Origin of the sequence: Paludibacillus litoralis (genome assembly GCF_037646705.1) — a bacterium.
GTDB lineage: Bacteria > Pseudomonadota > Alphaproteobacteria > Rhodobacterales > Rhodobacteraceae > Pikeienuella > Pikeienuella litoralis.
Genome location: NZ_JBBHER010000002.1, coordinates 167,524 through 185,324, shown reverse-complemented (window position 1 = coordinate 185,324; position 17,801 = coordinate 167,524). Strand labels below are relative to the sequence as shown.

Genomic DNA, 17,801 nt, shown 5'->3' with positions numbered 1-17,801 from the left:
TACAGGGCCCAATCCTCTGACGGAAGAGGAGCCGGCGGCCATGTTGATTGAGATCGACGCGCCGTCCGTCATCCTGTTCGCCGGCGTATCCGTGGTCATCGCGCTTGGCATGGGGCTTGCGTTCGACAGGCATATCCGGCGCGATCCGGCCATCCATTGGCTGAATGGAGCCAACCTGTTCTATCTGGTCGGCGTCGTCGCGATTCTGATCCGACCGGAGGTCAATCTCAGATACATGCCGCTGCTCGCCGCGGCGGGCGCATATGGCGGGATGTGCTGCGCCTTCTTCGCGGTCCTTCGGACGGAGAACAACAAGCCGCCGATCGCGGCCCTGACGCTGACCGGGCTCGCGAACCTCGCCGCGCAGGCGGCGCTGGCCGGCGCGCCGACGGCGATGTTGACGACAAGCTCGGTGATCAATGGCGCGCTGACCTTCTACATGATGGTCACGGTCTGGCGGCTCATGCGTCGTCGCGGCCTGCAGATCGCCATTCTGGTCACCCTGCCCTTCAGCGCCTTTTTCTGCGGCTATTCCCTTCGTCTCATCAGCCTCATCGGCGCGCCGGATACGGAATGGCCGCTGGTCCTCACGGTGCTCATCGTCACGATCCTCGCCTGGTCGGCGGTGGTTCTTCAGCTTGGCGTGATCGCGATCCGGGAACGTCAGGCCCGGCGCGAACTCCGCGACGCGCTCACCAGGGTGGAGGCGGCGGCGGAGGCGAAGTCCCGGTTTCTCCTCGGCGTCAGCCATGAGCTTCGCACGCCTCTGAACGGGGTGATCGGCCTCTCCGAGCTGATCCGGACCGAGGCCCTCGGCCCGACATCGGCCGCCTATCGGGAATTTGCGGCCAACATTCACGAGAGCGGCCAGCGGATGCTGGATCTCGTCACCGATCTTCTCGATATCGCCGCGATGGCGACCGGCGGCGCGAAGCTGACGAACACCTCCGTCGATCTCCCCGCAATCCTGCCCGAAATCAAGAATCGCTTCAAACTGGAGGCCGCGAGCCGCAATGTCCGGTTCCGGGTCGAGGCCTCCGCCGACGCGCCGCTTCACGCCGCAGGCGATTCCGACGGGCTGCGCCGGATGCTTTCGCATCTCGCCGAGAACGCCATCAAATACGCGGCCGAGAACGGCGAGGTTCTGGTTCGCCTCTCCCGCGCCGAAAATGGCGGCGCCACATTCACGGTGATGGATGACGGCGTCGGCATGACGGAGCCGGAGATCGCCGTCGCGCTTGAGCTTTTCGGCCGGGTGAACGGCGTGGAGAACGCCGAAAACGGCTCCGGCGTCGGATTGACGCTGGCGCGCGAGATCGCGCGGGCTCACGGCGCAGGATTCACGATCGAGAGCGCGCCCGGCCGAGGGACGACGATCACGATCGACATGCCTCCCGGCGCCGGGGGGGACGGCGCGGCGGCGGCGATTGAATCGGAAGCCCGGCAAGGGCCCCGGGACAGGATCCTCCCCGCCTGAGCCGAGGGCGGCGCGCATCCGACGCATCGCCCTTTCCTCCCCCTCCGCGCCCGGATATACGCGCCCCATGACCCGCGCCCACAACGCCCCGGACCTTCCGCCCGAAATCGCCCGCCGCCGGACATTCGCGATCATCTCGCATCCCGACGCCGGCAAGACGACGCTGACGGAAAAGCTGCTGCTGCATGGCGGCGCGATCAACATGGCCGGACAGGTGCGCGCCAAGGGCGAGGCGCGGCGGACGCGCTCGGATTTCATGAAGATGGAGCAGGAGCGCGGCATCTCCGTCTCCGCTTCGGCGATGTCCTTCGAATTCGGCCCCTACTGGTTCAACCTCGTCGACACCCCGGGCCACGCGGATTTTTCCGAGGACACATACCGGACGCTGACCGCGGTCGACGCGGCGGTGATGGTGATCGACGGCGCGAAGGGCGTCGAGAGCCAGACCCGGAAGCTCTTCGAGGTCTGCCGCCTCCGCGACATGCCGATCCTCTCCTTCTGCAACAAGATGGACCGGGAAAGCCGCGATCCGTTCGACATCATCGACGAGATTCAGGAATTGCTCGCGCTCGACGTCGCGCCGGTGTCCTGGCCGATCGGGGTTGGGCGGGAATTCCTCGGCGCCTATGATCTCGTGAACGACCGGCTGGAGCTGATGGACCGGGCCGAGCGCAACGTGAAGGGGCGCTCGGTGAAGATCGTCGGGCTCGACGACCCCGCGCTCGAGGCGCATGTGCCCGCCGGCCTGCTCGCCACGCTTCGCGAACAGGTGGAGCTGGCGCGCGGGCTCCTGCCCGCATTCGACCGGCAGGCCTTCCTTGACGGGACGATGACGCCGCTCTGGTTCGGCTCCGCGATCAACTCCTTCGGCGTGAAAGAACTTCTGACCGGCCTTGGCGAATTCGCGCCGCCGCCGCAACCTCGCGCGAGCGACAAGCGCCAGATCTCGGCCGACGAAAGCAATGTCACCGGGTTCGTGTTCAAGGTGCAGGCGAACATGGACCCGAAGCATCGCGACCGGGTCGCCTTCGTCCGGCTATGTTCGGGCCATTTCAGGCGCGGCGCCAAACTGCGCCATGTCCGCACGGGCAAGCAGATGGCGATCTCGAGCCCGATGCTGTTTCTCGCCAACGACAGGGAGATCGCGGACGACGCCTGGGCGGGAGACATCATCGGCGTGCCCAATCACGGCCAGCTCCGGATCGGCGACACGCTGACCGAAGGGGAGGATCTGCGCTTCGTCGGCATCCCCTCCTTCGCGCCGGAGCTTTTGCAATCCGTGCGCGCCGGAGACCCGATGAAGGCCAAGCATCTCGACAAGGCGCTGACCCAGTTCGCCGAAGAGGGCGCGGCGAAGCTCTTCAAGCCCGAGATCGGCGCAGGGTGGATCGTCGGCGTCGTCGGCCCGCTTCAGTTCGACGTGCTCGGCAGCCGGATGGAGATCGAGTATGATCTTCCCATCCGCTTCGAGCCGACGCAATACAACTCCGCCCGCTGGGTCCGCGGCGAGGACTCGGATGTCGAGGCGTTCATCAAGGCCAATCGCGGCCAGATGGCGCGCGATCATGACGGCGACCCGGTGTTTCTGATCCGGATCCAGTGGGACATCGACCGCGCCGGAAAGGACTTTCCGAATGTCGAGTTGACCGCGACCAAGGAAATGATGGTCTGAAAACGCGTCCGCCGGGAGCCAGACCAGCTTGGTTCAAGTCTCCACGCCTCGCGCCTGTTCTTCTTCTGGAGTCGACCGCCTGCGACACCATGAAAGGCCTCGCCCAAGCGCGCGAAAGCACGGCCGACGACGCAAAGAAAAATCAAGAACCCCTTCCCCCGGGACCGCCCATTCCGGCGCCTGTTTCTGCGCCGCCGAAATGGCGTATGGGCGCCGCGGAGTTCGCATTCGTTGACTCTTGGCCACATAAGAGTAAATTGCGCCGAATAAGAAGGATGAGCGCCAATACGGGCGCTCGGGACCGCGTTGAAAAAGCGGTCGTCAAACCGCCAAACCAACGCGAAAGGCCCATATGACCACCTTCTCAGATTTATACCTCGATCCCAAGGTTCTTCAGGCTGTCACCGAAGCCGGATACGACACGCCGACCCCGATTCAGGAACAGGCGATCCCTCACGCCCTGATGGGGAAGGATGTGCTCGGCATCGCCCAGACCGGCACCGGCAAGACCGCAGCCTTCACCCTGCCCCTGATCTCGATTCTCGCGCAAGGCCGGGCGCGGGCGCGGATGCCGCGCTCCCTCGTGCTTTGCCCGACGCGGGAACTCGCCGCGCAGGTGGCCGAGAACTTCAAGATTTACGACAAGTATCACAAGCTCACCATGGCCCTCCTGATCGGCGGCGTCAGCTTCAAGGATCAGGACAAGCTCATCGATCGCGGCGTCGACGTCCTGATCGCGACGCCGGGCCGGCTGCTGGACCATTTCGAGCGCGGCAAGCTGATGATGACCGGCATCGAGATCATGGTGGTCGACGAGGCCGACCGCATGCTCGACATGGGGTTCATCCCGGACATCGAGCGGATCTTCAAGCTCACCCCCTTCACCCGGCAAACGCTGTTCTTCTCCGCCACCATGCCGCCGGAGATCACCCGCCTGACGCAGGAATTCCTCAATAATCCGGTGCGTGTCGAGGTCGCGCGGCAGGCGACGACGGGCGAGAACATCACCCAGCGCATCATCGAATGGAAAGCGTCGTCGAAAGAGAACTCGGACCGTGAGAAGCGCGATCTTCTGCGCGCGCTGATCAACGCGGAAGGCGAGAAGCTGACCAACGCGATCGTTTTCTGCAACCGCAAGTCCAATGTCGATATCGTCGCCAAGAGCCTCGCGAAATACGGCTATGACGCCGCGCCGATCCACGGCGATCTCGATCAGAAGGTGCGCACGCGCACCCTGGACGCGTTCCGCGCAAACGAGCTGAAGATCCTCGTGGCGTCGGATGTGGCCGCGCGCGGGCTGGATATTCCGATCGTCAGCCATGTCTTCAACTTCGACGTGCCGATCCATTCGGAAGACTATGTCCACCGGATCGGCCGCACCGGGCGCGCGGGGCGCCCGGGCGACGCGATCACCCTCTGCCTGCCGTTCGAGGAAAAGTACCTCGAGAAGATCGAAGAACTGATCGGAACCAAGATCGAGCGAGCCAGCCCGCCTGAAGGCGCCGTTCGCGCCCATCGCGACGACTCGCGCTCAGACGCACGGGGCGACGAAGGCCGCAAAAGCCGCACGCCCCGGCGGCGCGCTCAACCCAAGGAAGCGGCTCCGGCCGAAGACGCCGCCCCCGCGGCGCCCACCCCCGCGCCTGAGCCGGCCCAGAGTTCAAGCCCTGAAAAGACCGCGGTGGCGGCGGAGCCGAAACGCGCCGCCGAGCCGAAGCGCGCGGCCGCGCCTCAGGCCGGAAAGCCGGCGGCCAGACGCGGCGGCAATGGAAACGGCGACAGGGGCGCCCCGGTGAAAGGCCTTGGCGATCACATGCCGGCCTTCATGACGATCCCGCTGCCGCAACTGAATTCGGCGCGCGCAAAGGCCAAGGACGACGATACGGAAGCGGCCGCCTAACCCCCGCGATCGCCCAGAGGACCGTCATCCGGCGGGATGTCCGGATGGCGCGTTCATGTCGCAGGCGCGTCGGCGGCTTTGAGCGCCGCCCGCGCGCGCGAGCCGTATGGACATCCTCATGAAGCGGAGAGAGCCGGCGCCGGTGGCGGCGGCCATGGCCTTCGGCCGTCCCATCGCGTGGGAAACGGGGCGACCCCGCATTCAAGGAACGTCAGGCCGGCGGCGCCCGAGGAGAACGTCCGCCCCATGCGGCTCCACCGGACGGCCCGAGAGCCGAACCCATATCCCCTGCGCGCACTCCGCGCGTTTCATGCGTCCCTCTCATGGCTCGCGCAGCCGGCATAACAAGACGATGAGCGAGCCATGAATTCTCCGAGGCCTCGGGCGCAATCGCGGCGGCGTTCCATATGTTTTTCAAATATTTCGCCTTGGAATCCATCATCCGGGCGATCTGCGCGCGGCCGGGCCGAAACCGGCGCTTTCGCATCCAGCGTTGATTTTCGTCGGCGACCCTGCCCTAGTGATCAAAAGGGGATGAACCCTGAACAATGGGGAGCAAGCGCCGCATGGCCCGCGTGATGATCGTGGAGGATGAGCCGCATATCGTCGAGAGCCTCACCTTCCTTTTCACAAGGGAGGGATTCACGGTGACGGCGTTCGACGACGGCGACGCGGCGTTCGCGGCGCTCGGCGCGGAGGCGCCGGATGTGCTGGTTCTCGATGTGATGCTGCCGGGATTGAACGGGTTCGAGCTTCTCCGCCGGATCCGCGCCACGCCGCGCATCGCCGCGCTCCCCGTTCTCATGCTGACGGCGAAAGGGCAGCGCCGCGACCGGGAGATCGCAGAGAGCGCCGGCGTCGACTGGTTCATGACCAAGCCGTTCTCCAACGCCGAACTGGTTGCGGCCGTGAAGGCGCTGCTGGTGTGAGCCCCCCGCCGGAAGACAATCCGGCGGAGGATGCGGCGGCCCGACTGACCGCAGGCGACAAGGCCGCGTTTTCGGCGGCGCGCGCCCATGACGCGGCGCTGGCGCTGCCGCTCGCCGGGCTGCTGCTGTTCTCGGCGCCGGTGCTCGAGCTGTTCGTCACGGATATCGCGGTGTTCGGCGCCCCGTTGATCGTCGTGTATCTCTTCGGCGCATGGGGCGCGATGGTCGTCCTCTCCTGGGCGCTGTCGCGCAGGCTGGCGCGCGCGGAACGGCGCCAGAACGCGGGAGAGGGCGGCGCGTGACCATCGGCGCGAACATGATCCTCTCCGTCTCGCTCGGATATGTCGCGCTTCTTTTCGGCCTCGCCTGGTGGGTGGACCGCAGGGCCGCGCGGGGCGGCGCCGCCTGGCTCCGCTCCCCCATCATCTACACGCTCTCGCTCTCCGTCTACTGCACCGCCTGGACTTTTTACGGGGCCGTCGGCTCCGCCGCCCGGAACGGGCTGGAGTTCGCGACGATCTATCTCGGCCCGACCGTGGCCTTCATCGGCTGGTGGTGGCTCATCCGCAAGATCGTCCGGATCGGGCGCATCCACCGGATCACCTCGATCGCCGACATGATCTCGTCGCGTTACGGAAAATCCGGCGCGCTCGCCGCCTTCGCCACCATCGTCGCGGTGACGGCGACCACCCCTTACATCGCGCTCCAGCTTCAGTCGCTGACCCTGAGCTATGAGGTCATCACCGGCGGCGACGCGAGCAAGGATCGGCTGATCGCCTTCGTCGCGGCGCTCGGGCTCGGGCTCTTCACCATTCTGTTCGGAACCCGCTCGCTCGATGAGAACGAGCGCCATTACGGCGTCGTCGCGGCGATCGCGCTTGAGGCCGTGGTCAAGCTCACCGCGCTGATCGCGGTCGGGCTCTATGCGGTCTATTCCGTCGCCGGCGGGCTGGAGGCGACCTTCGCCGGCGCGACGGCGGAAAGCCTCCGGCTCGACCAGACGTTCGGATCCCGCTGGACGGTCCTGATGTTTCTCTCCGCGACGGCGATCATCTGCCTGCCGCGGCAGTTTCAGGTGACGGTCGTGGAGAACACCGATGAGCGGCACCTCTCCACCGCGTCGTGGATGTTCCCCTGCTATCTCCTGCTCATCTCGCTTTTCGTCGTGCCCATCGCGGCCGTCGGCGCCGTCGTCGCGCCCGAGGGCGCCAATCCTGACCTCTACGTGCTGACATTGCCGCTGATGCGCGGCGACAACGCGCTGGCGACCGTCGCTTTCATCGGCGGGTTTTCGGCCGCCACCTCGATGGTGATCGTCTCCACCATCGCGCTCTCGACCATGGTCTCCAATCATATCGTCGCGCCACTATCGGTCCGGCTGATGGCCGGCGCCGGCATGGAGCGGTCAGGCGACGTCAGAAGCGCGCTCCTCATGTCCCGGAGGGGCGCGATCCTCGGGATTCTCGCGCTCGGCTACATCTATTTCCTGATGACGGGCCGGTCGGACGCGCTGGCGTCGACCGGGCTCATCGCCTTTTGCGGCGTCGCGCAATTCCTCCCTCCGCTGGTCGCCGGCGTCTTCTGGCGGGGGGCGACGCGGGCCGGCGCGGCCGCCGGGCTCACCATCGGTTTCGCGCTCTGGCTCTGGACGCTTTACCTGCCGAGCTTCGATGGCGTCGTCGCGTTCCCCGCGTCGATCATGACGGACGGCCCCTTCGGTCTCGGATTCCTCCGCCCCTACGCGCTTTTCGGCGCGTCCGCCGCCGACCCGCTCGTCCATGCGACCGCATGGAGCCTCGGCGCCAATGCGACCGCGCTGGTCCTTGTCAGCCTGTTCAGCCGCATGAGCCCGCTGGAGAGATTGCAATCGGCGCTGTTCACCAACGCCTTCAGCGCCGAGCCGACGCGCGCGTTCGGTCTGGTGCGCCGCTCCGCGGCGTCCTCCGATCTCTACATTCTCGCGCAGCGCATCCTTGGAACCAGCGCAGCCACCTCGGTCTTCCGCGCCGCCGCCAATCGCCAGGGCAAGGTGGACGGATTGCCCGACCCGACTCCCGCCTTCATCTCCAGTCTGGAGCGCAATCTCGCGGGTTCGGTCGGCGCCGCCTCCGCCCACGCGATGGTCAACCGGATCGCGGGCGGCGAACGGATTTCGATGGCCGACCTGGTCGACATGGCGGATGAAAACGCGAAGCTCCGCCGGGCGACGGAGGCGCTCCGCGCGAAAACCGCGGAGGTGGAGCAGACCGCGCGCGAGCTTCGCGCCGCCAACGAGCAATTGAAGACGCTGGACGCGCGCAAGGACGATTTTCTCAGCCAGGTCAGCCATGAATTGCGCACGCCGATGACCTCGGTCCGCTCCTTTGCGGAGATACTGGAGCGCAACCCGGAACTCGACGCCGCGCAGCGCGGCCGCTTCGCCTCGATCATTCAGGGGGAGAGCATCCGCCTCACGCATCTGCTGGACGAGATCCGCGACCTCAGTTTCCTCGACGACCCGCGCGCGGCCGAACACCGCCCGATCGACGCGGAGGCGGCGCTCGCGGCCGCCGTCGAGATCGCCATGGCGCCCTACCGCCCGGAGGATGCGGAGCTGATCTGGACCGTGCGCGCGGGGCCCGTGCTGATCCTCGCGGACCCTGACCGCCTCTCGCAAGTGTACATCAACCTCATTTCGAACGCGATCATCCATAACGACAAGCCCCTTGCCCGGATCGAGCTTCGAACATCGGTCGAGGACGGCGCCTATCGTCTGGACATGATCGACAACGGCCCCGGCGTCGCGCCCGAAGACAGGGAGCGGATCTTCGAGACCTTCTTTCGGCGCTCCACCGCCGGCTCCGCCGGGCTCGGCCTGCCGATCTGCCGAAAATTCATGCGCCTTTTCAACGGCTCGATCGAACTCGCGCCCACGACGGGCGAGGGCGCGCACTTCATTCTCAAGGCGCCGCTGGCCTGAAGCGCGGCGCCGTCATACTCACGTCCGACCTTGCGGCCATGCGGCCAATGCCGCTTTAATCGGCCCATGATAGAATCCTCCAGCACTTCCGACATCGGCGAGCGCCGCGCCCCGGGCCCGGTGCGGCGGCCATGATGAAACCGCTCGAAGGCGTTCTCGTCGTCAGCCTCGAGCAGGCGGTCGCGGCCCCGATGGCGACGCTCCGTCTGGCCGAGGCGGGCGCCCGCGTCATCAAGGTGGAGCGGCCGGAGGGCGATTTCGCGCGCGGCTACGACAAGGCGGCGAACGGCCAGTCCAGCTATTTCACCTGGCTGAATCAGGGGAAGGAGAGCGTCGCTCTCGACCTGAAAGCGCCCGAGGACCGCGCGATCATGGCGCGAATGGTCTCACGGGCGGATATTTTCGTTCAGAATCTGGCGGTCGGCGCGGCCGGACGGCTCGGTCTCGGCGCGACGGAGCTTCGCGCCGCCGATCCGCGTCTCATCGTCTGCGATATTTCCGGCTTCGGCGCGGAGGGGCCATATGCGAAGCGGAAGGCCTATGATCTCCTGATTCAGGCTGAAAGCGGCCTCGCCTCCATCTCCGGAGGGCCGGGAGAGATCGGCCGCGTCGGCGTCTCCGTCGCCGATATCGGGGCCGGGATCACCGCCTTCGGCGCAATCTCCGCCGCGCTGGTCCGGCAGGCGCGGACCGGGCTCGGCGCGCATGTGGAGGTTTCGCTTTTCGACGTTCTGGCCGAATGGATGACGGTGCCGCTCCTCCATCACGCCTATCTCGGCAAAGCGCCGGGGCGGGTTGGCCTCGCGCATCCCTCCATCGCGCCCTATGGCGCGTTCGCCGCGGCGGATGGCCGCCTGATCCTGATCTCCGTGCAGTCGGACCGGGAATGGCGGGCGCTCGCGCGGGAGGTGCTGGGGCGCGAGCGGTTGGCGGAGGATCCGCGCTTCGCGACCAACGACGCCCGCGTCGCCAACCGGGCGGAGACCGACGCCGCCGTCGCCGCCGCCTTCGGCGCGCAGAAGTTCGAGGCCATTCGCGCCGCGCTGGATGACGCCCGGATCGCCTGGGGCGAGGTGAACGATGTCGCCGGATTCGCCGCGCATCCGCATCTTCGCCGCGTCCTCGCCACGTTCGGCGACAGCGGCGCGGAGCTCCCCGCCGCCGCCGCGCGGGCCGATTGGGCGGCGCCCGGCCGAGCGCCGGCGCTGGACGAGCACGGCCCTGCGATCCGGGCGGAGTTCGGCGCGTGAGCGCGGAAGACCTCATCGGGCGCACACGCGCCGCGCATGACCGGATCGACGCCTGGCGCGCGGGCGCGCTTCACGCCGCGCTCGATCTTCCCGGCCCGCCGCCGGCGGCGGGCGCACCGCTGCCTGCGTTTCAGCACTGGATCTATTTTCTCGAAGCCGCGCCTGGGCGCGCGCTCGGGCGCGACGGGCACCCCGCGCGGGGCGGCTTCATCCCCGATCTCGGCCTGCCTCGCCGGATGTGGGCCGGCGGCGCGCTGACCTTTCACCGGCCGCTCCCCATCGGCGCCGAGGCCGAGAGGAAGACCACGATCGAGGCCATCGCGCGCAAGACCGGCCGCTCCGGCCCGCTCGCGTTCGTCACGCTCCGGCATGAGATTTCCACGGCCGGCGCGCTCGCCGTCAGCGAGCGGCAGAATCTGGTCTACCGCGAAGACCCCGCGCCCGGGGCCGCGCCGACGGCGCCCTCCCCCGCGCCGACGGACGAGACCCGCAGCCGCGTCTTCCGCCCGGGGCCGGTCGGGCTCTTCCGGTATTCCGCGCTCACATTCAACGGCCATCGAATTCACTATGACCGCGATTACGCGCGCGATGTTGAAGGCTACCCCGGCCTCTTGATCCACGCGCCGCTGATCGCGCAGGTGATGCTGGGTTTCGCCGAGGAGGCGCACGGCCCCGCCGCCGCTTTCAGCTTTCGCGCCCGCGCGCCCGCCTTCGATTTCGAGGAGATCACGATCGCCGCGAAAGACCGGGATGGCGGCGCGGCGCTCTGGGCGCGCGGGCCGGACGGCCGGCTGGTGATGGAAGGCGAGATGACGAGCGCGGGTTAGCGGCCCGCTCCCCTCGCGCCGGATCGATCGCCGCACTGACCGTTTCCCCACGCCGAACGCGCCGTTCGGCAGCAGCCGGGTGGCGCTTCGCTGGCGGCGGTTTATGTCTTCGGCCGGAAGGAGATTGTTTCATGGGTAAGCTCGTCAACGGCGAATGGCGCGACATCTGGTATGATACGAAGGCCACCGGCGGCGCCTTTGAGCGGCAGGAATCGCAATTCCGGAACTGGGTGACGCCGGATGGCGCGCCCGGCCCATCCGGGGAGGGCGGGTTCAACGCGGAGAGCGGGCGCTACCATCTCTACGTTTCCTACGCCTGCCCGTGGGCGCACCGGACGTTGATCTTCCGGCAGTTGAAGGGGCTCGCGCCGCATGTCAGCGTCGATGTGGTCGACCCGGACATGCTCTCCGAAGGCTGGACGCTGGACGGGACCTTCCCCGGCGCGACGGGCGATACCGTGCTCGGCAAGACCCGGCTTCACCAAGTTTACACCGAGGCGGACCCGCACGCGACGACGCGCGCGACCGTCCCGCTGCTCTGGGACCGGAAACGGAGGACCATCGTCTCCAATGAGAGCGCCGAGATCATCCGCATGTTCAACTCCGCCTTCGACGGGATCACCGGAAATCGGCTGGATTTTCATCCAGCCGCGCTCCACGCCGAGATCGCCGCGCTGAACGAGCGGATCTACGACACCCTGAACAACGGCGTCTACCGCGCCGGATTCGCCACCGAACAGGCCGCTTACGACGAGGCGGTGAACGCGGTGTTCGGAACGCTGGACTGGCTGGAGGAGCGGCTCGCGACGCGCCGGTATCTTCTTGGCGACCGCATCACGGAGGCGGACTGGCGCCTCTTTCCGACCCTGGTCCGGTTCGACCCGGTCTATGTCGGCCATTTCAAATGCGACCGGCGGCGGCTCGTCGACTATCCCGCGCTCTGGGCCTACACGCGCGATCTCTATCAGCATCCCGGAATTTCCGGGACGGTCCATTTCGACCATATTCGGCGGCACTATCTCTACAGCCACGACACGATCAATCCGAACCGGATCATCTCCACCGGCCCGATCATCGACTGGGCCGCGCCGCATGGCCGGGAGCGGCTCGCGGCGTAGGCCCCCGCGCGCCTATCTGGCGATGAAATCGAGCACCGCGTTCAAGAACGCGCGCGGCTGATCCGCATGGATCCAGTGCCCCGCCCCCTCCAGCGCCTGAAACTCCGCCGCCGGGAAGCGCGCGAGAATCTCCGCGTGATGCTTCGGAAGCACGTAATCCGAATCTTCGCCGTGAAGCATCAACACCGGCCCCTCGTACACGCCTCCGATATCGGGGTAGCCGCTGATCGCCTTTATGTTCGCGCTCAGCGCGTCGAGATTGATCGACCAGCGCGGCGTATCGCCCAGAATCGCGCTCTGCGCCAGAAAGGAGCGGACCGGGACGGATCCGATATAGACGCCGAGCGCCGCCTCGACCTCGGCCCGGCGCGCAAGCGGCCCGAGATCCACCGCGCGCATCGCCTCGATCTCCACCATCAGATCGCGCGTGTGCGCATAGGGGACCGGCGCGATATCGGCGACGATCAGCCGCTCGACCAGTTCGGGCCGGGTCTCCGCCAGCACCATCGCCGCCTTGCCGCCCATCGAATGGCCGAGAACCGAGGCGCGCCCTCCGTTCCTCTCGATCACTCCGGCGAGATCACCCGCCATGGCGAGATAATCATGCGCGTCGGCCCAGGGGCTGTCGCCGTGATTGCGCATGTCGACAACGAGCACGCGCCGCTTCGCCGCCAGCCGCTTCGCGATCGCGCGCCAGTTGCGCGCCGAGCCGAAAATACCGTGCGCGATCACCAGCGGCGGCGCCTCCGTCTCTTCCACCGCGGGATATTCGGTTGCGGCGAGTTCGATCATTCCGGCTCTCCTTGCGGTCTGTAACATCATGCGCCGACATGCTAGGTCAACGGGGTTATTCCTTTCCAACGGCATGATTGCAAACGGGATCGGCTGGCGAAACGATGTGGCTCAAGGCGATCTTCGCGCGCGAATTCGGGTTTTCCGACGTTCAGTCGAACTATAGCCGGGTCTACGCCTGGATGGCGAACCAGCTCGGCCACATGACGCTGGGCATGGTGACGACGTTCTTTTTCGTGTGGATCGCAGACACGATCAGCTCGACCGCGCGGCTGATCGTGGATTGGGACGGACGGCCGCGGCAGGCGACCGGGGATTGCGAATTCGCCATCGCCTGCGTTGCGAACAACTTTCTTCTGTTTCTCGCGTCGTTCATCGTTCTCGCGGCGATCGCCGCGGTCTGCGGCCTCGGCGTCTTTGGCCGGGCCGTCGAGATTTCGCCGAATATCGCCGCCCGCTACCGCGCCATCGCGCTCCGGGCGCGGCGCGCGATGCATGGCGTGCTTTTCGGTCTCGCGGTGATTGCGCTCGCCTATCTTCTCTTCAAAGCGATGGCCGCGCCGACCCCCGCCGCCGCGGAGACCTATATCGACCTTATCGGCGTCGCCGCCGCCGCCTTCGCGATCGGCGCCGGGATCGTGATGCTCTGCAAGGATATCCGGTATTTCACCTGCGCGCTGATCGCGGTTTTCGGCGCGTTCTGGATCGCGACCTCCGGCGCCGGCACGGACGAGGTCGCGCGCCGCTGGACCGCCGTCGCTCTGGCGGCGCTGTTCTTCGCCTATGCGATGCGCGCCACCGCCTTCGGGTCCGACATCCCTGAAAAGCTCGGCGGCATCGAACGCGTCATTCAGGCCGGCGTGATCACGATCATGGCGGTGTGGTTCGTTTTCGGCACATGGAACGGGCTGGAAGGGGATTGGCCGATGGCCATCGCGGCCGCCATCGCCTCATGCGCGCTCTGGTGGGTGAAGGAGTTCGGCTCCGACCTGCCCAATGTCCACAAGGAGATCGCGGCTGCGACCGCGCGCCGGCCGCGGGGCGTGCTCGGAGAGAGCGCGCGGGTCGAGGCCGATTATCTCGACGACGCGCGGATGGATGCGCGCACGGACGGGATGTTCTATTTCGCCGGGGCCTGGATTGGCGCGGGCGTTCTCTCCGACACGCCGGTGATGACCGCCACGTCATGGGTATCGGGCTCCGAAGTGATGGGGCTTCTGGTGTTCCTCGCCGTGTTTCTCGGCCTCGGCAAGCCCTGGGCGTTCCGCCAGCAGGCGCTCGATCTCGCCGGTCTGAGCATGGCGAGCCGCCTTGCGGTCTTCCACGCGGCGCTCAGGATCGTGACGATCCCCGTCGAGCAGCCGCTGGAGATGGGGCGCGCCGAGCGCGGCCCGGCCGCGCCCTATCTGCCGGAGCCGCTCGATACGCTCCGCGACTTCGCGCGGGGGACGGGCGACCCCGGATTCGACCATCTGGTGATCTTCGGCGCGCTCGGCTCCGGGCGCTCGCCCCTCGGCCGGGCGCTCGCCTCGGAAGCCGCGCTCGCGGACCTGCCGACCCTGGCCGACTGGCTGGGCGAAAAGGCCCGCGCCCGCCGCACCGCGCGCTACCTGAACGCCGTGCGCCTCGTCGATTTCATGCGCGATATCTCCGTGCGCGAGGATATCGTCGCGACGCCGCCCGCCGATCTTCTGATCGACCGCGAGACCGGCGCGGTGACCCGCCGCAAAGGCGCTTACGACGAGACACGATATGAGCGCGAAGCCGCCGCCACGCTGGTGGTGATCGACGACGTCGAGCCCGGCGGCGGCGTGACGCCGCGCGCCATCGTCGCCAATCTGGCGATCGAAGATGGGCAGGCGTCGGTCTGGTTGATCTCTGACAATCGGTTCGATCCGACCGACGGCTGCGCCGATCAGGCCGACATCGACCGATGGGAGCCCGACTATCGGGAGGTTGAGGATGAACTGGCCGCGATTCGCGCCGCCCTGACCGTGAACGGGCGGGTTCCGCGCCTCGGCGTCGGATTCACGCGACGCTTCGCATCGCCAGCGCGCCGTTGAGCGCGTCGGCCATGTTGCGCCCCGCCCGGCTCGGCGTCGCGCCGCCAATCCCGACGCGGCGCCCGAACCGCCACCAGAGACCGGGCGACCAGCCGCGCCCGCGCGGCGCTTTCAGGGTCAGCACAAAGCCGGAGGACGGTTTGAAGAGGGCGAACCCGCGCTCGACCTTCTCGATCTCGTCGAGCCGGCAAATCTCCCGGCCGGAGTCGTCGACAAGGCGTCCCCCATCGAAGATGACCCGCGCCGCATCGGTCAGAAACAGCGCCCGGCCGAGCCCGATCAGCGCCACCATGAACACCGCCATGAGGATGACCGTCGCAAGCGAGCCGCCGATCGCCGTGAAGCCGATCACCCCGCAGAGCAGCGTCAGGCAGAAGAGCGTGACGAGGATCGCCCAGCGCATCGCTTCGGGTCGGCGGATCTCGATCGTCTGAGCCAGCTCCGTCTCCGGCGAATATTCCACCCGGCGTCTCCTTCGATCGTTGCGCAAGCACGCGAGCATCGGCGCCGCGGAGGAAATGTCCAGTCCTTGTCATCGACCGCGGATCACAGCATCGTCTCCCCGCAACGCAAGGAGAGCGAAATGATCGAAGGGCCAGCCACATTAACCATTCGTCGCCCTGACCGGCGCCCGACCGCCAGCCAGATCGCGGCGTTTCAGAACACGCCGTCGAGCTTCGTCGCGGATGCGATGTACGGCTCCGGCGCGCTTCTCGGGCTTCGGCCGCTCGGCGACGGGCTGGATATCCGCTGCGTCGCCGCCGGTCCGGCGCTGACCGTGGATTGCGGGGCGGGCGAAATTCTGGCGCTGATCGCGTCGCTCGCCTTCATCCAGCCGGGCGATATCGTGGTCTCCGCCTTCGGCGCCCATCAGGGCGCCGCCGCGGCGGGCGACCGGGCGACGGGAATGATGAAGAACGCCGGCGCCGCGGGATTCGTGACCGATGGGCCCATGCGCGACTATGCGGGCCTTGTCGAGGTCGGGCTCCCGGTCTGGTGCACGGGCCTGAATCCCGCCTCGCCGGTCTCCAACGGGCCGGGCCGGATCGGCCTGCCGATCCAGATCGGCGGACGCGAGGTCGAGACCGGCGACATGATCGTCGCGGACCGCGACGGCGTCGTCGTCGTTCCTTTCGAGCAGCTGGACAGCGTGCTCGCCCAACTCGAAGTCGTCCGCCAGCTGGAGGCGGATCTCGACGCCGAAGTCGCCAAGGGGCTCAAGCTGCCCGAGTCGATCGCCGAGCTGCTCGCCAGCGACAACACCCGCTATGTCGACTGACGGCGATGGCCGCGGGCTGACGACAAACCGCGCCGGGGCCGTCAGGCCCCGGACGACTCGCCGAGATCCATGGTGAAGGCGTCGATATCGCCTTTCCGCTTCTCGAGCATTCCGCCGAACGTCTCCCGAAGCGTGATCGCGAGCGAGACCCCCTCGAACACCACATCCGAAAGAAGCGGCTTTCCGCTCCGATCCGTGACCAGCCATTCAAGGTCGACCGGCTCCGCCGAGGCCCGCGTCAGCTTGCTCTTGACCAGAATTCCCTTCGCGCCGGCGTCGACCGCGCCCGAGACGATGATATCCTCACCGTTATACTCGTCGAAACGGTTCTGGTAGGTGCGCGAGATATAGCCTCTGAACGCCTTCTGATAGGCGTCGCGCTGCGCCGGGCTCATTTCCCGCCAGGTGCGGCCGACCGCGAATTTGCCAACGGCGTCAAGCGCGCTTTTCCGCTCCAGAAGCGCGAGAAACTCCGCCGCCCCCTCGGCGCCGTCGCGCCCGTCGTTTATCAGCTTGCGCAGATCTTCGATCACGCCGGTGACGAAGCGCTCCGCATCGTCCGTCGAGAGCGCCGAAGCCCGGACGGCGCGGAGCGCGAGAAAACCGCCGCATGCGAGCGCGAGCGCCCCCCGCCGTGAAAGATCCATCATCTTCATCTGCGCCTCCACGCGCCGGACGCCCGCCTCACTCAGCGAATATGTCCGGCAATTCATCCACGTTCGTCTCTCCGGCGACCTGCCGTCGGCGAGATTGAACATACCCGCTGCGAATCGAAATATAGCTATCTTCGGATTCGTAGAGGAGCTGATCCACAAGCTCCGCATTCTCGTAGCGGCTGTTCACGGGGTCCATGCCCAAACGGCCGTATTCCAGCGTTGTGACCGTAGCCGGCGCGTCCACGACGCCGAACGTGATGAGGATGGCCGGATCGAGCAAGACCTGACCGACGAGTCCGACCGCATCGCGTGACGTTCTCGGCCCGAAGATCGGAACCTCATGATAGACGCCCTCCTCGGCGCCCCACGCCGCGAGAGTGACGCCGAAATCGGTCTGCGTATGCGGCAGCCCGAATTCCGTCGCCGGATCGAGCAGCCCGACCGCGCCGATCGTGGTGTTGAGCGCGAACCGCGCCAGCGCGGCGCCCGCCTCCTCTAGATCGCCCTGCAACAGACGATTGAGAAAAATCCTCGGCAGGCTCAGATAGTTCAGCTCATTGCTGACCAGGAATTTGACCAGATCCGGCGTGAACAAGTCATATCCCTCCGCCACCGGCCGCAGGAGGAGGGTGTCGACGTCCTTGTTGAAGGCGTGGACCGCTCTGTTCGTCTCTTCATAGGGATCGGCGATCAGTTCTCCGTCCACCGCCGGCGCAGCGACGCAACCGGCCGTGAAAAGAGCCGTGACGCCAAACGACGCCCGGAGTGCGGTTCGCAAACAATCGCTTTTCATCCACGTCTCTCCAGACCTTTTAACGTCACCCATCAAATTCGCGCCCGCCCTATTGCCCCAGCCGCCGCCGCCGCGCAAGTTGCGCC

15 protein-coding genes are annotated in these 17,801 nt (G+C 67.0%); 11 read left to right on the top strand and 4 right to left on the bottom strand.

Features of this window, described 5'->3' with window-relative positions; translation table 11 throughout:
• Positions 1 to 40 precede the first annotated feature (40 nt).
• The 9 genes from WG921_RS01955 (at position 41) to WG921_RS01915 (ending at position 12,132) form a co-directional block, all read left to right on the top strand.
• Positions 41 to 1,477, top strand: a complete 1,437-nt coding sequence (locus WG921_RS01955; RefSeq protein ID WP_340107516.1) for a sensor histidine kinase — start codon at positions 41 to 43, stop codon at positions 1,475 to 1,477.
• A 67-nt stretch (positions 1,478 to 1,544) separates the two neighbouring features.
• The gene (locus WG921_RS01950; protein WP_340107515.1) at positions 1,545 to 3,149 is read left to right on the top strand and encodes a peptide chain release factor 3; all 1,605 of its coding nucleotides are present in this window, start codon (positions 1,545 to 1,547) and stop codon (positions 3,147 to 3,149) included.
• A gap of 352 nt (positions 3,150 to 3,501) precedes the next feature.
• The gene (locus tag WG921_RS01945) at positions 3,502 to 5,049 is read left to right on the top strand and encodes a DEAD/DEAH box helicase (protein ID WP_340107514.1); all 1,548 of its coding nucleotides are present in this window, start codon (positions 3,502 to 3,504) and stop codon (positions 5,047 to 5,049) included.
• A 566-nt stretch (positions 5,050 to 5,615) separates the two neighbouring features.
• Complete coding sequence (locus WG921_RS01940; RefSeq protein ID WP_340107513.1) at positions 5,616 to 5,978, top strand: response regulator transcription factor; 363 nt, start codon at positions 5,616 to 5,618, stop codon at positions 5,976 to 5,978.
• The gene (locus WG921_RS01935) at positions 5,975 to 6,280 is read left to right on the top strand and encodes a hypothetical protein (RefSeq protein WP_340107512.1); all 306 of its coding nucleotides are present in this window, start codon (positions 5,975 to 5,977) and stop codon (positions 6,278 to 6,280) included. The genes WG921_RS01940 and WG921_RS01935 overlap by 4 nt, the downstream gene beginning before the upstream one ends.
• Positions 6,277 to 8,937: an ATP-binding protein gene (locus tag WG921_RS01930; protein WP_340107511.1), complete on the top strand. Its 2,661-nt coding sequence runs from the start codon at positions 6,277 to 6,279 to the stop codon at positions 8,935 to 8,937. The genes WG921_RS01935 and WG921_RS01930 overlap by 4 nt, the downstream gene beginning before the upstream one ends.
• Before the next feature lie 134 nt (positions 8,938 to 9,071).
• Entirely contained in the window at positions 9,072 to 10,187 is a 1,116-nt protein-coding gene (locus WG921_RS01925) for a CaiB/BaiF CoA transferase family protein (protein ID WP_340107510.1), read from the top strand.
• On the top strand, positions 10,184 to 11,014 hold the full coding sequence (locus tag WG921_RS01920; protein WP_340107509.1) for an HTD2 family dehydratase: 831 nt from the start codon (positions 10,184 to 10,186) through the stop codon (positions 11,012 to 11,014). The genes WG921_RS01925 and WG921_RS01920 overlap by 4 nt, the downstream gene beginning before the upstream one ends.
• A 131-nt stretch (positions 11,015 to 11,145) precedes the next feature.
• Complete coding sequence (locus tag WG921_RS01915; RefSeq protein WP_340107508.1) at positions 11,146 to 12,132, top strand: glutathione S-transferase family protein; 987 nt, start codon at positions 11,146 to 11,148, stop codon at positions 12,130 to 12,132.
• A 12-nt stretch (positions 12,133 to 12,144) separates the two neighbouring features.
• Here WG921_RS01915 and WG921_RS01910 read toward each other — a convergent pair whose 3' ends face one another.
• Entirely contained in the window at positions 12,145 to 12,924 is a 780-nt protein-coding gene (locus WG921_RS01910) for an alpha/beta fold hydrolase (protein ID WP_340107507.1), read from the bottom strand.
• A 104-nt stretch (positions 12,925 to 13,028) separates the two neighbouring features.
• Between WG921_RS01910 and WG921_RS01905 the strand changes: the two genes are divergently transcribed.
• Positions 13,029 to 14,987, top strand: coding sequence for a hypothetical protein (locus tag WG921_RS01905; RefSeq protein WP_340107506.1), 1,959 nt, complete (start codon positions 13,029 to 13,031; stop codon positions 14,985 to 14,987).
• On the opposite strand, the gene WG921_RS01900 is transcribed toward WG921_RS01905, so the two are convergent.
• Complete coding sequence (locus WG921_RS01900; protein ID WP_340107505.1) at positions 14,953 to 15,450, bottom strand: hypothetical protein; 498 nt, start codon at positions 15,448 to 15,450, stop codon at positions 14,953 to 14,955. The two genes, WG921_RS01905 and WG921_RS01900, sit on opposite strands and share 35 nt — an antisense overlap.
• Before the next feature lie 120 nt (positions 15,451 to 15,570).
• Between WG921_RS01900 and WG921_RS01895 the strand changes: the two genes are divergently transcribed.
• Positions 15,571 to 16,266 carry an RraA family protein gene (locus WG921_RS01895; protein WP_340107504.1) on the top strand — a complete coding sequence of 232 codons (696 nt, stop codon included), beginning with the start codon at positions 15,571 to 15,573 and terminating at the stop codon, positions 16,264 to 16,266.
• 41 nt (positions 16,267 to 16,307) lie between these two features.
• Here the strand turns inward: WG921_RS01895 and WG921_RS01890 are convergent, their stop codons facing one another.
• Positions 16,308 to 16,922: an MlaC/ttg2D family ABC transporter substrate-binding protein gene (locus WG921_RS01890; protein WP_340107503.1), complete on the bottom strand. Its 615-nt coding sequence runs from the start codon at positions 16,920 to 16,922 to the stop codon at positions 16,308 to 16,310.
• A gap of 28 nt (positions 16,923 to 16,950) precedes the next feature.
• On the bottom strand, positions 16,951 to 17,715 hold the full coding sequence (locus tag WG921_RS01885; RefSeq protein ID WP_340107502.1) for an MlaA family lipoprotein: 765 nt from the start codon (positions 17,713 to 17,715) through the stop codon (positions 16,951 to 16,953).
• Between the last annotated feature and the right edge of the window lie 86 nt (positions 17,716 to 17,801).